10 protein-coding genes and 1 pseudogene are annotated in these 14789 nt (G+C 67.4%); 3 read left to right on the forward strand and 8 right to left on the reverse strand.

Annotation, left to right across the window (positions count from 1 at the left end; translation table 11 throughout):
• Positions 1 to 4 precede the first annotated feature (4 nt).
• The 3 genes from CLV67_RS53860 (at position 5) to CLV67_RS40000 (ending at position 1907) form a co-directional block, all read left to right on the forward strand.
• Entirely contained in the window at positions 5 to 289 is a 285-nt protein-coding gene (locus CLV67_RS53860) for a DUF2625 family protein (RefSeq protein WP_239166116.1), read from the forward strand.
• Positions 240 to 482, forward strand: a complete 243-nt coding sequence (locus CLV67_RS54850; protein ID WP_373873129.1) for a DUF2625 family protein — start codon at positions 240 to 242, stop codon at positions 480 to 482. The genes CLV67_RS53860 and CLV67_RS54850 overlap by 50 nt, the downstream gene beginning before the upstream one ends.
• Positions 483 to 710: 228 nt before the next feature.
• Positions 711 to 1907 carry an IS3 family transposase gene (locus CLV67_RS40000; RefSeq protein WP_239166124.1) on the forward strand — a complete coding sequence of 399 codons (1197 nt, stop codon included), beginning with the start codon at positions 711 to 713 and terminating at the stop codon, positions 1905 to 1907.
• Between the two features lie 62 nt (positions 1908 to 1969).
• On the opposite strand, the gene CLV67_RS54855 is transcribed toward CLV67_RS40000, so the two are convergent.
• From CLV67_RS54855 to CLV67_RS40040, 8 genes and pseudogenes are all read right to left on the reverse strand, one after another.
• Positions 1970 to 2410 (reverse strand): winged helix-turn-helix domain-containing protein, encoded by a 441-nt coding sequence (locus CLV67_RS54855; RefSeq protein ID WP_428839495.1) that lies wholly within the window; start codon positions 2408 to 2410, stop codon positions 1970 to 1972.
• Entirely contained in the window at positions 2383 to 2631 is a 249-nt protein-coding gene (locus tag CLV67_RS53870) for a helix-turn-helix domain-containing protein (protein ID WP_275414882.1), read from the reverse strand. The genes CLV67_RS54855 and CLV67_RS53870 overlap by 28 nt, the downstream gene beginning before the upstream one ends.
• Positions 2632 to 2721: 90 nt before the next feature.
• Positions 2722 to 7503: an SAV_2336 N-terminal domain-related protein gene (locus tag CLV67_RS40015; RefSeq protein WP_170154191.1), complete on the reverse strand. Its 4782-nt coding sequence runs from the start codon at positions 7501 to 7503 to the stop codon at positions 2722 to 2724.
• A 4-nt stretch (positions 7504 to 7507) separates the two neighbouring features.
• Positions 7508 to 8482: an AAA family ATPase gene (locus tag CLV67_RS40020; protein ID WP_106328182.1), complete on the reverse strand. Its 975-nt coding sequence runs from the start codon at positions 8480 to 8482 to the stop codon at positions 7508 to 7510.
• A gap of 14 nt (positions 8483 to 8496) precedes the next feature.
• The gene (locus tag CLV67_RS40025) at positions 8497 to 10326 is read right to left on the reverse strand and encodes a VMAP-C domain-containing protein (RefSeq protein ID WP_106328184.1); all 1830 of its coding nucleotides are present in this window, start codon (positions 10324 to 10326) and stop codon (positions 8497 to 8499) included.
• An 11-nt stretch (positions 10327 to 10337) separates the two neighbouring features.
• Positions 10338 to 10685: a CU044_2847 family protein gene (locus tag CLV67_RS40030; protein ID WP_146169489.1), complete on the reverse strand. Its 348-nt coding sequence runs from the start codon at positions 10683 to 10685 to the stop codon at positions 10338 to 10340.
• Positions 10686 to 11070: 385 nt separating this feature from the next.
• A pseudogene (locus tag CLV67_RS54450) lies at positions 11071 to 11354 on the reverse strand (transposase); the annotation flags it as partial.
• Positions 11355 to 11529: 175 nt separating this feature from the next.
• Positions 11530 to 14502, reverse strand: coding sequence for a M4 family metallopeptidase (locus CLV67_RS40040; RefSeq protein ID WP_170154192.1), 2973 nt, complete (start codon positions 14500 to 14502; stop codon positions 11530 to 11532).
• Positions 14503 to 14789 lie beyond the last annotated feature (287 nt).

Here is a 14789-nt window from a genome sequence, read left to right on the forward strand (position 1 = left end):
CGTTGTGCGTTCCCTGACCGAGCTGATCGAGCTGGATGATCCCGCGCGCCCCGAGATCGAGGCGGCCGTGACGGCGGCGCCGAATCCCGCTGTCATTCTCGCCGGCGACCCTCAGCGCGCCGATGAGGAGCTGCTGCGTGTGCAGGTGACGACGCCAATTCGCCTGGATGTCGAATCCCGGCGGCGAACCGACGATCTGGTGTCTCACCCCGGCCACGTTGAGCTGGGAAGACTGCGAGATGGGCTACGCCGGTTGGCTCGCCGCCATGCTCGGGGGCAGGACGACTGACTTCTACCGGGATCTGCGGTGGCCGGAATGGGTACGCCAGGTGGAAGCATGTCGCCTTGATCAGGCCATCAGTGTGTTGCCGCCGCTGTGGACGAGAGAGGGCAAGGACATCAGCGCGGCCTCACGCCGCCCAGTGCCGATGTCAGAGGCGATGTCCCTGATCGGCGTCACCCAGGACGCACGCCGCCCATGATCGTGTGCGCGCCTGCCGAGGCGCCCGGTTCAGACCGGTCTGATCTGCAGCGTGTACTTGATCCGGCTCCCGGCCTGGTGGTCGGTGTTGGTGAGCACAACATAGAGCATGTCCTCGGGTGTAAGGCTTGCGAGCAGGTACTCGTTGTCGGCCCGATCTGATCTTCCCCGGGTTCCGCGGAGTCGACATGCCTGATCTTCTATGCTCGGTCGCTCCTGGAGGAGATTCGTGCCGAGAAGCTATCCACCCGAGTTCCGACGTAAGGTCCTCGACCTGCTGAAAGCCGGCAGGACCGTCACCCAACTCGCCAACGACCTGCAGATCAGTGGTCAGACCATCTATGTCTGGCGCCGGCAGGAAGCGATCGACAACGGCGAACTGCCCGGCGTGACGTCCACCGACCTGGCCGAACTGAGCAAGGCCCGCCGGCGTATCGCTGAACTTGAAGCCGAACTGGCGATCCATCGCCGTGCCGCGGAGCTGCTGAAGGAGGCGGTGCCCCCAAAAGCCCGGTACGCGGCCATCAAAACCCTGGCCGCTGAAGGGTTCTCCGTCGACCTGTGCTGCCGGGTGCTGGACGTGTCAGTGTCGGGCTACTACGCCTGGCGCAGCCGGCCGCCATCAGCTCGCTCGCTGCGCCATGCGTGGCTGACCGAGAGAATTCGCGCGGTCCACGCGGCTTCCCGCGGCACCTACGGCGCGGGACGGGTTCATGCTGAACTCCGCCTCGGCCAAGGCATCATCGTCGGACACAACGCGGTCGAAATGCTGATGCGCCGCGCCGGAATCAAGGGCCTGCCCACGCACCGGTTCCGCAGGCCGCTGCGTGAGACTCCCACCGCCAGTGACCTGGTCAACCGCCAGTTCAACCGCGCGGCCCGGGATCTGTTGTGGGTCACCGACATCACCGAGCATCCCACTCGCGAGGGCAAGGTCTACTGCGCGGTCGTACTCGACTCGTTCTCCCGCCGGGTCGTCGGCTGGTCCATCGACGCCTCTCAGACCTCGGCTCTGGTCACGAACGCACTGAGTATGGCCATCAGCAACCGCCGCCCCGACGCCACCGTGATCCACTCCGACCACGGCGTGCAATTCACCTCTTGGGCCTTCACCGAACGGGCCCGCGCGTCCGGCCTGGTGCCCTCGATGGGCACGATCGGCGACTGCTACGACAACGGCATGATGGAGTCGTTCTGGGGCCGCATGCAGACCGAACTGCTGCACCGTAAGAAGTGGAAGACCCGCATCGAACTCGCCAACGCGATCTTCGACTGCCTCGAGATCTTCCACAACCGGCAACGCCGCCACAGCTCCCTGGGCATGCTCACACCTAACGAATATGAAGGCTCCACACCGCCCTGTCGGTCGCATAGAACCAGCTGTCACGGCTCCACGGAACCCGGGGAAGATCAACCGCTCCGTTAAAGCGGGGGAACTCACCCTTACGACAGCGGTAGAGCAGGGTGCAGTAGATCAGCCGGGAGCGTTCACCGGGCCGGTAGCAAGCATAACCCGGCCACCGAGACCCGGACGGTGCCTTTGGCGGTCACCTTCACCACCGGGGTGACACCCTTCGGCGCCCAGGTGGTGGCCCTGTGAGCTCTCAGCGTCTGGCCGCATTCGTCGGCGAACACGATCCAGGCGGACCTGCGTGCGGCGACTCTTTTACCGCCGGCCACTGATACCGCCGCCACCGGGCGATCGCGGCCTCGTCCCGCTCGATCGCGCGATGGATCGGCAGCTGCGGGGTATAGCCCAGCCCGCTGCATCGCCTGCCACGCCGTGGTGACCGAGACTCGCAGATAAAACATCGTCGCGATCAACGCCACCACCCGGGCCAGCGTCCAGCGCTGGTCCTCGCCGTACCCGGCCGCCGCCGGACCCTGCTCGAGCCGGACCTTCAGCCGTCCCAACTGCTCGCCCGACACTTCGGGTCCGGCCCCGACAGCCCTTTCGAGGCCAGCGCCTGCGCGCCACCGGCAGCCCAGGCTCGCCGCCACTGGTAGGCCGACTTCGTCGAGACCTCCAGCCTCGCGGCGACCTCGACCGCCGATTTGCCCTTAGCGAACATCTGCGCCGCTTGCCGCCGCACTCGCTCTCGTCGTACCCGTTCCGCCTGGTCAACGCCGCCGCCATCGCCGTATCGCATACGGATCAGCAGAACCGACACCCACCCGCTGAGACGATCACCCGCAAGCCTCACAGTGGACCTACGCCAGACCCCCAACCCGAAAAGTGTCTAGAGAGTGTCTGTCGGCCCCAAGACGCGGAACAGGTTCGCTCTGCTTTCCCCGGAGAAGGCGTATCGGTCGAGAACAGGCCATCGCAGCCGCCACGCCCGGTAGCTCGCGGTACCTTCGGGGTTCTGACGGCAGGCCTCCACCGATCTGATGAAGTCGGGCTTCGAGGCGGACCCGATGACGTTGGCGTCGCCTCGGGTCTTGCCGTCGAATCTAGTGGCGAGCCAGGCAGACAGCCGCTCGACAGTGTCGTCGTTGACTGTTCGCAGGGTCAACGATTCGTCGACCGCCACGGTCTGGGCGAGCCGGTAACCGGGCGCGACTAGCCCGAGGTGCAGGCAGATCTGCACCAGCGTGCGGCGGTGGTCGGCGTTCATCGGCCAATCGGTCCCATCGGCCTTCTGAACTGGCTCCAGCAACAACGCGAATGCCCTGTCGAATCGAGCGAGCAATACAGCCTGAAAGCCGGCCCACGACGCGGATCCGTCCGGAGGAACTCGGCGCAGCCTTTCCATCTCGGGGCAGAGCGAGTAGGCGAGCAGGATGGCCCGGCAGGTCATGATGGCCGGGTTGCGCAACGCGGTTGGCAGCGTCATGCGGTCCTCGGTCACTCTGTTGACGAAGCCTGCCTCGGTCTTAATCGCTAAGGCCTTGCCGAGTGCCAGCTCACCGCTCGCGATGCCCGCGGTGAGCTGGTAGAACAGTCGTTGCGTCCAGCGTTCGCTCTCCCGACGCTCGGCCTCAGCCTCGCTTTGTTGGAACTCCTCGAACCAACGGCCCAGCACTCGCTCCGCGGCGCGGCAGGCAGAACCGGTCTCGGCGAGCGCCAACTGGAGGAAGACCTCGTCGAGCGCGAGCAGGAACCTGTCGCCATTTTGCACGCCTGCCAGGGAGTCCTTGAAAGCTCGATACATCTCGGCAGCCTCCTGGTGAAGCGACCATGCTTTGTCGTAGCCGTCCGCGGAATCTCGTTTGGACTCGGTCAGCGCCTCCACCCGGATCGCGCCTAAAGCTCGTGGTGCGTATTCCGGCCATATCAGTCCGCGCGCGGCGTTCGCCAGCCGACGGATGCGGTCCACGTCGGCTCTGGGTTCCTCAAACTGGGCCGGAACGTTCCACAGTTGGTCGAGCGATGCCTCGTAGATCAGCCAGCCCATGAGCGGCAGTAGACTCAGCAGCTCGTCCGGCGGCACCGGAGCCTGGGTCGTCGGGAACCGTCGACGATACTCGGCGACGTCGGACATGATCCGGTCGACCAGCTGGTCGTCGACCTCCGGACTGTCATTTGGCGGACCGGCAACTGCGCTCCGGGAACGGATTTGGACGCAGAGTGTGCGGATCGCGTTAGGCGTCATGATCGGCTGGGCGGTGCCCGCGAAGACGGTTGGTGGCTGAGGTGACAAGGTGAAGTCGATCGCTCGGATGTCGTATTGATCTGGCCGTTCAAAGACCTCCGGTGTCGCGTCCCGGCTGCCGCCGCTGCCGACCTGAGAGAAGATTCGCTCCAGCGGCGAACCGGGGCGAGGGTGAGCATCGCGTACCCCGCCCTGTTGCAGATAGCCGACGTTGTGCGGTGCGGCGGTGATCAGTGCGAGAAGTGTCTCCGACCGGGGCCGTTTCCTGGGCAGACGATCGGGCCAGGTCAGTTCCGCGCCGATCAGGCTACTTCCCCGCCTGCCGAAGATGTACTCCGCGCCAGGAGCCAGGCGGATGCCACTGTACTCGGACGACGTCACCACCGTAATTTTGGAAAGTACGCCGATGTCGATCAACGAGAGATAGACCGGCTCGTCGCCGAGGTTGCGAGCGCTGATGTAAATCTTCTCGCCAGCGTGGACGAGTGCGCCGGAGCTGGCTAAGCGCTCTCGTTCGCCCTTGGTCACGCGGCCCCACTCGAGGGTTACTGGCGTACGGGAACCGGAAGGGGGGATCTCCGAAAGGCCGCGCAGCACCTTAGCCCGAGCCACCGTCTCCATATCGGTGATGATGCGGCGGATTTCTGACTGTGTCGGCTGGTGAGGCTCGTGCAACGGGCCGACCTGATCATGCACGACCAGCTGATCGGCGTCGTCTACGCTAACCCGCAGATCGAAGACCTCCCCAGGCTCGGCCAAACGGATCAGTCGACTTTGCTCGATCGCCGCCACGAGATCGTCGGTTCGGGGATCGGGGTGGGGCACCGACACCGTCACCGCAGCGAGGGCGGCACGGGTGCGGTGGGCCAGCGCACCAGCGGGCACACTCGTCCATGGAGGCCGGAGTTGCACCGTGGCCAGGGCCACCGTCGGCCCGAGCGCGAAAACCAGCGCCTCCCCGATCACGGTCGTCTCCTCGGCTGCCATGATCGCGAAGCTGTCCCCCACCTGCACCCCGAACAGTGGTCCGCCGGGGAGCTCGACTCGCTCACCGCTGACCACTACGACCGGAAGCACGACGTGGGGCTCGACCTCGGTGGCCTTAAAAATCTGCCGCCGGGTCGGTCCTTCCGCCTGCGGATGCTGAAGTGGCGCCACGGTCATAACGTGAGTGCGAACGCGCTCGATGACGGTCGCCCAGCTCACCGGCAGACCTTGCGCCTCGATCAGCGCGGTCGCCAGTGCCTCGCTGAACAGGCTGACCCGCCGTCCAGCAGCGTTACGGTATTCGTAGGCGGGTTGATCAGGACCGGTGGCCGAGAGCCGCACCACGTGCGGCAGTCCCGCACCGGGAAAACCTGAGTCGTCGCCTCCGGCTGGTGCCGGAGACGACAACCCAGGCAGGGCGAGCACCTGGCGGTCCGAATCCTGGGAACGGTGCGGGGCATGGCTGCAGTCGAATACCACGGTGACGTTAGTCGTCAGCTCGCTCAGCCGAATCAGGATGGTATTCAGCTCGTCGTCGGTGATGCCGTCGAGGTCCGACGCCTCGAAGTCGGCTGGCACAATGAAATGAACCAGCCTCGCCGATTGCCCGACACCGCTGATCATGCGACCGCCGCGGCCGTTGAAGTACACAAAAACCGCATCGCCTGGCACCGTATCGTTGACCAACTGGTCCAGCGCGTCGAAGATCTCAGCACGGGTCGCGCGGTCGCTGGTCCGCGAAATCGTACCGAATCCATGAGCGGCGAGCGCGTCGGCGATCAGTGCCATGCTCTGGTTGGTGCTTGCCAGCCCGAACGTTTCGGCGCCCATCAACAGCGCTCTGCGTCGCGGCGATCTAGCTGACTTCGGCGACGGCGCCGGAATCATCGACACCCGACCCGGTACGCCCAAACGGGCCGCGGCCTCGTCAGTCAGCCACGCGAAGACTTCGGCCGCCGCCATCTCGGAGCCGACTCCGGCGGAATCGGTCACCCCGGCGAAGGTGCGCCCGGGCCGACCGCTGCGCTCCGCGATGAACGCGCCGACCACACGCAGGATGTCCCGGCTTTCCGAGATCCGGAGGTCATCGAGCAAAAGGTCCTGGACACCAGGACGGAAGGCGAAGTGTGGCGCCGGGTGCGCGGCAACCTGCGGGAGGCGCTCGAGCAGACCACCGAGCAGAACCTCGGCGAGGTCGCTCGGACCCGAAGACGGCAGGAAAATGCGTTGGACGAGACGCATCACATCCAGGTCCACCGGCGCGGCGGACAGGTACGTCGCAAGTCGGAACGCGGACGGCGACGCCGTCGCCCGAAATCGCCGGACGACGACCTCCGCCTCGATAGTCGGCTCCTCGATCGGGCGTGAAGACGGGCGCGGGCCGAGACGAGCGGCCACGAGCGGTACCCCGGACGCTGTAGAAGCCATGACCATGCTGGCCCATGTCGCCAGCCAGTCCGCAGATAGCTCGACCACCGGCACAGCGACGTTCGTGCCCGTGTCGTGCCGCGTTCTGCGCCGGCGCTCGGCGAAATGGAGGCGGCTGGTCGGCGCGCCGGGGGTGAGCGCGTGAAACGTGCCGCGCCGGGTCGGCAGCGCGGTGCGATGCCACAGCCTTTCCGGTAGCGGTTGTACGACAAGCAGTGGTCCGTTGTGGGCCCAGCGCGAGAGCATTTCGTCGGCCGCGATTCCCCGCCACATACTCGCGGAGGCGTCGGTCACAACCACGAAGACCCGGCGCCCGGCCGGGTCGAGAAGCTCGCTGGGCGGCCGGGTGTCAGGCGAGTCGGTCGCGTCGTGGGCCTGAATGCCAACGGTCTGACCGTCTACGAGCTTCCAACGGCGTACGTCGCGGAAGCCGCCGAATTGCCGCAGCGCGCGATGCAAGTCGCGAACCGCAGGTTCCCACACGGTCATCGACACCGCGCTGTCGACTACCAGCGCAACATCGAACCAGCGTTCTGGCGCCCGTTCGAGGACCAAGGACCAGATCCCGGTCTCGGCGACCCGGTGCGCACTGGCCTCCTCGTTCACCACCACACCGTGCGGTGCCGGGTAGCGCCGCTTGAGCGGGCGGAGCGCCCGGTGCAGCGCAAGGGCGGACGGCAGCGCGGCAGGTTCCGGGACCCGGACCACCAGAGCGTCTGTCGTGCCGGTGGACTCGGTGCGGGTCGAGGCGACGCGTATCGGCCGCTCGCACCCCGGCTCCTCAGCCCCGGCATAGTCCTCCTCCGGATCGGGCCGCATGCCCGCGTCGCCCCGCGGCACGGGTGAGGAGGCCGTGCGGTCGCTGTTAACCGCCATCGAGTCGGGGCTCTCCTCCGACGGCGCAGCGACGGAGGAGATGTGCCGGCTGAGCCAGATCGCTTCGGCGATCTCGATCGGAGTCGGGTCGAGACCCGCCGCGGCCAGAGCGTCGAGGAGCCGGACGGTCTCCATCGTTTCAACCATTCGTGCCGAGGTACCGCATCAGCACGTCAGTCAGACGAGCCTTCTGATCCGGGGGTGTCTGGCTGGTCAGGAAGACCGCATTGAGCAGCTGATCGGTCGCCAGATCGCCGCCGTCACGCCGGTTCAGGAACTGCTGGACCACGTCCGCGGAGTCGCGGGCCAGATCAGCGCCGAGATGAGCCTCCACGATCCTGGCAAGCCGCTCCGGGGTCGGCGCGGTCAGCTCCAGCCGGACGCATCGGCGCAGGAACGCGGGGGGAAAGTCACGCTCGCCGTTGCTGGTCATGATGATCAGGGGAAAGGCGCGGGTGCGGATGACTCCGCCGGAGACGGTGACCGGGCCGCTGCCTCCGGACACCCGGACGCCGATTCCGGCGTCTCCCTGCCGGACCAGTTCGGGGATCGTGAACTCTCCTTCCTCGAAGACATTCAGCAAGTCATTGGGCAGGTCGATGTCGCTCTTGTCGACCTCGTCGATCAGCAGGACCCGCGGCCGCTCATACGGGAGCAGGGCGGTCCCCAGCGGCCCGAGCTGCAGATATTGCCCGATGTCGGCCGGTTCGCGCTGTTGCTGGTGAGCCAGATTCGCGTCCTGCAGGCGGCCGATCGCGTCGTACCTATAGAGCCCCTCCTGGATTGACGAGCGGCTGGTGATCGGCCAGCGCAGCACCGGACCTAGGCCCAGTTCCCGCGCGACGGCGTACGCGAGCGTGGACTTCCCGGTTCCGGGTCGGCCGGTGATCAGCAGCGGCCGCCGGAGGAAAAGGGCCACGTTGATCAGCTCGAGTTCCGCGGGGGACGTCTGGTAGGCCCGCGCCCGCTCGAGGTCGGTCAGTCGGGAGCCCCCGTCGTCCTCGGCCGGAACAGGAAGCGCCGGTTCCCCGGCGAACCGACGCCATGGGGGCGGCTCGGGCAGCACCCATTCGTGCGGCTCGGCAGTACCACGAAAGATGTACCAGTCGATCACGGCGCTCCTAGGGACTACGGCTCGGTCAGGGGCACGAACGGCTCCGGGAGCCGTTCGGGGCTGTCCCACAGCAGCACGACGTTGCGGCATTCGTCGCTGTCCGGTGCGGCCGCAGCGTCGTTACGCAGCTTCTTCACCAGACGTGGCAGCGGTTCGTGCGGATGTTCCGACCGTCGCCGTTCGAAGTCGTCACGGAACCGGCCGCCGACGCACGCATTCCCAGGCTGCGCTGTGGTGTGCTCAGAGCAGCCGTCTCGCCGCCAGACCGCGGCCGGGACTCCGGCCCCCAATGCCACCTCCAGCGCCTCCTGGGTCGAGCCCTGCAGACGCCGGGTGAGGGCCATGACGCCGATCCGCTCGTGACCACGGATGCGCCCGTCAAGCTGATCCGGATGGCTGCGATCGGTACAGTCGAGCCACTCGGTGCTCGCCGTACCGGCCTTGAGCTGCTTCCAGCGAAGCTCCCACTCGTGCCAGGAAGCCGGGTCCTGCAGTCGCTCAAGATCGCGGATCACGACCGGGTTAGTCCTGCCTAGACGCGACCGGCGGCGCGTCCCCAACTCCTCGAAGTCCTCATCGAACAGTTCGGTCGGGAGCACGAACTCGACAGTGCCTCGGCCGTGCAGCCGACGAAGCTGCTCGGTCAGGTGACGGGAGACCTCGGCCCGCGCGTCCGCAGCGGAGTAGACGGCGTGGTCGTCGAGGTACAGTTTGCTCGTCACGTCGCCCTCGTGGACCCAGATTGTCAGACGATAGCGGTCAGGCCTGAGCGCGTCCGGTTCCAGCTGCACCACTATGACGGGCTCGTCGTCCGACGCCAGGGGTGTCCTCGCCCGCCACTCATCCAACTCGGAGCCTTGGCCGAGCTTCGCCGCAACGACGGCCGCCCAGACCCGCAGCCGCTCGCCCATCGCTCCGGACGCAGTCGACCCCAGATCTGCCGCAAGACGGACCGGTCCGAACAGCTCGCCGGGTCGCAGAGTACGTTCGGCCAGTTCGTACATTAGGTCGCGGACATCAAGCGGGACTAGATCATCCGGACGGATCGCCGGGCGGTAGAGCGCACGCCGGAACACCTCACCAAGATCACCCGGAACGGGAATTGACGCCAGCAGCTCGAGCAACGCCACCTCGTCCGACGGAGAGAGCGCCGGGCCGATCGGCTTTCCGGCAGTAGGCTCGGCCAGTTCCTGGCGGGCCCGGGCCCAGGCTCCATCCGCGTGCGCACGATCGTGCGCACGCCATACGTCGCGCCACAACTCGGCCGGGAACGCCCGCATACCGTTCAGGGGAATGACGAGGCCACCCAATGCAGTCCCGGCCTTCCGCGTGCTCTTGACCAGACCGCAGACCGCGCCCGTCCGGAGGTCCAGCACCGGGCCACCTGACATCCCCGCGGCCACCTCGTCGTCGGTGAACCGGACGAAGGTGCCGCCCAGGAGGTCGGAGGTTCCTCGGTGACGGCCCGAGATCGAGGTCCGGCCCGGGCGGCCTTCGCCATAGAGCGCCGGATATCCGTACGCCAGCAAATCGGTGTGCAGCGAGACCGGGCGGTCGCTGAGCCAGGCGCACGGGTGATCCGGGGCGTCGGCCACGGCCAGCAAGGCTAGATCGGGAAAGGGCCAGAGATCCTCACCGCCAAACGCTGGCACTGTCTCGAGCACCGACGCCGGATAGCGACCGCCACCCCACAGCACGTCAGCTGGCCCTCCACCGGTTACGTGTGCACAAGTCAGCACCCGTCCCGGAGCTATCCACACGCCGCTACCCGCACCGCCGTGACCGCTGATTTGCACGACCACACTCTCCAGCAGCACGGCGAGGTTCTGCCTGGCGTTAGGCATGCCGGGACTCGTCAGTCATCGTCGCCGGATGACCCGGCCGGCACTTCAGCCGATGGGGACGACGCCGACCAGGACATGCTGACGCGCAGGCTGGCCTTGCCGCTGGCCTCGGCCAGCACACTGACCAGCTTGCCGGCCTTCAGCGCGAGCTCGAGACCGAACTCGACAGTGACAGTATCGGGTGTGAGATCTTCGGCAGCCGTCCGAACGGCCGCTGAGACAGCATGGATCGAGGATTTGAGTTCGTCGACATCGAGCCGCTTGACGGCGTCGGTCATCGCGACGTCCGACGCCCCGGTTTCCACACGAGCCCAGATGACCTGACCGTTTGGCATCTCGACTTTGACGGCACTTGCCACAGATGCCTCCATCGCTCGCTTTTCACCACGGAACTTTAGGATCAAGCGAGGCCAGGAGAAAGTGGATGATCGGCTAAAGATTGCCTTCGTTCCTCTGGGACGAAGAGTACGCCGACGCGTTCATGTCACCCGCTGGCACGGTTCTCTGACGTCAATGCCAGAAGCGGTACTGCGGGCAACAGGTGCGTACGCACATGCCGCGAGGCGGGCAGGACGGTTCGAGGCGGACACAGGATCCCAGGGAGTCATGGAGCATGAGGCACTACCCGGAGCCAGGGACCATTGCCTGGGTGGACAGCCCTCTGGCCCTCCCCGCAGCGTACTGACTCCACGACAGCAACCGCCTCGACCAGTCCGACGGGCCCGCCGATTGCCCGTCTTGGCTGATCCAGGCGGTGCGGTGGGCCAGACGCGGATGCAGCCGGCGCCCGGTTTGAGCGGATGCGGTGCCGTAGAGGCGGGTGTCGGTCGTGGTAGCCGCGTCGGGCTCACCCCACCTGGCAGGGCCGCCGAGGATGAACTCGCCGCCGTGCCGAGGCGACCGTCCGGTCGTGCCCGACGCCCGGGATGGTGCAGGCCGACGCAGGACCCGGTCGGAACGCATCCTGACCAGGATCTTCACGGGGCGGTGGTGAGCAGGAACGCCAGCCGGGGTCCGTTGTAGCCGGCGCCTCATCCATTTCGAGTACCGGTATCTGGCCGCTACTCGCTGAGATCACGTACCTGGGATGCTCACCAGCCAACTGCAGTTGCGGATGGAAAATGGAGCAAGCCGTCACGCCCAAAGGAGCGCCGACCGGTTCATCGTCAAGTAACTTGAGGAACCGGTCGGCCTTTGGTTCCCTTAGGTGATCGTCAGCGTCACGGCAGGGGTGACGCCGACGGCGTTGGTGTTGCCGCCGCTGGTAGCCACGCGCAGTCTCACCTTGCCGACGGTGAAGGACCGGCGGATCGAATACGACCCGTCACCCGCGATCGTGGCGCTCTGCAGCGTCACCCACTGGTTGTTGACGTAGTGCTGCAGGTTCGCCTTCACCCCGGCCGTCGCCGGGCTGACCTTGCCGGTGAACGTGACCGTGCTCCCGGCCTTGGCGGACAGGCTGCTGGGCGTGACCGTGACGGCATGCCGGACCGTGACCGTCGATACGGCCGACGTTGCGGGCCACCAGCCGATCGCACCCGCCGGGTACGACACCCGGTAGGCCGTCGTCACGGTGGGGTTCACCGTGAGGCTCCAGGCCCCCGCCGCATCCGCCGGAACCAGGGAGACCCGCGTCCAGGCAGACGAGGTGGCCGCCTTCTGCTCCAGGTAGACCCGGCCCGTCGCGGGCGGACCCGTGACCGTGCCGGTGAACGTGACCGGGCCCGCGTGATCGACGGTTGCCGACGGCGGTGACAGCGTCAGGTGGGCCGGCTTCATCGTCAGTGTCTTCTCGGCACTGTCGATCACGGTGCCACGGGCACGAACACTGATCTCGTACGCCTGCGCGGGGTCGAGACCGGTCAGGTTGACCGTCCGGGCCGTCGCCGGCAGCACCTGCTCCGTCCCGGGCGTGACCTTGACGACGTAGCCGGTGACCGGGGGGCTTCCGGCGGCCGGCGAGACCCACGTCACGGTCGCGGTTCCGCTGACCTCGCCGGAGTACACGTACGCGACCGGCGTCGCGGGTGCCATCGGCGGCCCGACGGTGTACGGCACGTCGAAGGTCGCCGTCTCGCCGGCGGGATCGGTCGCGGTGAAGCGGATCGTCCCGGTGCCGGCGGTGCTCGGCGTGCCCGCCACGGTCACCTTGGTCATCCACTCGAAGGTGTCGTCGACGGTGGCGGTGGCGGTCATGCCGTCGGGCAGCCCGGTGGTCTCCACGGTCACCGTCTCGGTCTGGCCCAGAGCGTTGTGGTCGGGGTAGTCCTCGAACCGCACCACGAGCGAGGCCTCGACACCGACGTTGAAGGTCCGCGAGCCGGGCAGCAGCCCTGCCACGGTCGGCGGTCCCGTGACGTACCAGAGTGCCGCCGCCGCGCTGGTCCGGTTGCCGTCCGGGTCGCTGGCGTGGATCCGTACCGTCGACATGCCCTTGATCGTCGGCACGCCGCTGATCAGGCCCTCCGGCGAGATCGTCAGGCCGGGCGGCAGTTCCTCCGCCGACCAGAGGATGGCCTGGCCCTGCGGGTCGCGGCCGGTCAGCTGCTGCTGCACCGGCGTGCCGAGGTGGGCCGGGGTGAACGCCACCGGGTCGATGACGGGTGCGGTGTCCGACGGTGGCACGGTGCCGGAGCCGTCGACGCCGACCGCGAGCCACGCGGCCTGCACAGCGGACCGCTGGGCGCTGTCCGGACCGTACAGGTCGGCCGCCGCCTGCAGCGTTGCCTGCCGCGCCCCGGCGAAGTCGGTGCTCGACACCATGTACGTGGTCAGGGCGCGGTACCAGATGGCGCCGGCAGCGTCGTTGCCGATGCCGGTCACCGGTGCCGCCCCGCCGCACGGGGAGCTGGTGCCCCACCGCGTCGAGCCGCTGCCGACGGCGAGGTTGTAGAAGAACTTGTTGGCCACACCGGACGAGTAGTGCACGTCGACGTCCTTGACCGACGGGCTCCAGCACGACAATGACTTGCGGTCGCGGGTGGGCTCGTCCATCCAGCGCAGCGGTTGCGGACCGCTCAGCTCACTGACCAGGTAGTCCGGCCTGTCGGTCGGGTTGTTCGCGTAGAACTCGACCAGGGTGCCGAAGATGTCGCTGGTGGCCTCGTTGAGACCCCCGGACTCGCCCTCGTAGACGAGGTCGGCGGTGCGGAAGTTGAGCCCGTGCGTCATCTCGTGCGCGACGGTGTCGAGCGAGGTGTACGACTTACGGGCGGCGTTACCGTCGCCGAACGTCATGCAGAGGCAGGTGTCGCTCCAGGACGCGTTGGCCCAGTTGACGTCGCGGTGGACGTACGCGGTGATTCCCTTGCCGTCGCCGTTGATGCCTTCGCGACCGAAGGTGTCCTTGAAGTAGTCCCAGGTCCGGGCCAGGCCGTAGTGCACGTCGGCGGCCGCGGTCGCCCGGTCGGCCGTCGTGCCGTCGCCCCAGATGTCGTCAGCGTCGGTGAACGCCCGGGAGCTGGCCTCCGTCGGCCGGTCGGGGACGTTCAGGGCGTCCCGGGTGGTGTTGCCTCCCCGGTCCGGGTCGATGAGAGTGAAGGAGCCATCCGCGGTACGGGTGGTGGCGAGCTTGACCTCGCCGTTGTAATACCCGTGCCCGGTGCCGGTCTCAGCGCCCTTGATCAGGTCGTACGTGCGCCGCGTACGGCCGGTGGTGGCGTCAACGATCACGACGAGGTGGTCCGCGATCGTCACCTTCCACGCCAGCGCCGGCCGGCCCTGGTGGGCGTCGACGACCAGCTGCGCCTGCGCCGGCCCGGTCAGCTCTTCTGCTGCCGTGGCGATCGCGTCGCGCTTCGCCACCGTGGGCGTGCGGGAGACGTCGACGGCCGCGTCCTGGGCCACCGTGGCGCCGGCGAACTCGCCCGCGTCGGTGGTGTGCACGACGAAGTCACCGCCGAGCACGGGCAGGCCGTTCCAGGTGCGGTCGAAGCGGACGTGCCGGGCCCCGGTGCTGTCGACGACGACGTCCTTGGCCTGGTAGTTCTCGCCCGCTACGGCGTGTACGGCCTTCCTGTTGTCCCCCACGACCTCGCGTGCCGCCGCGACGAACGCGGGCTTCGCGGCCGGCGGGACGGAGTGGCCGACCCGGGCGGGAGGCGGTGTGGGCGGTGTGGGCGTCACGGGTGCCGGGGCGGCTTCGACCGTTTCCGCGGCGCCGGATCGCGAGGCCACCGCGAGGTGGACTCCTGTCCCTGCTAGAGCTGCCGCGGCGACCGCGGCGATGAACTTACGGGCATGGCTTCGCCAGACCGTCACTGAAACTGTCCCCCGTTGCAATTGACGAAGGCGAATCCTAAGCGATCGGCTTACTCGTCGCATGCCCACCCAGCGACACTGAAGAATCTCTGAGTTCTGACTCGCTGCTCAGCGACGATCCGGAGCTGCCGTTCAAAGGAGCTGCACTACGACCGGGTCCTGGCGTGTACGGGCTTCCGTTTCGACGCGTCCGTCTTCGACGA

It is taken from the genome of Actinoplanes italicus (assembly GCF_003001815.1).
Lineage (GTDB): Bacteria > Actinomycetota > Actinomycetes > Mycobacteriales > Micromonosporaceae > Actinoplanes > Actinoplanes italicus.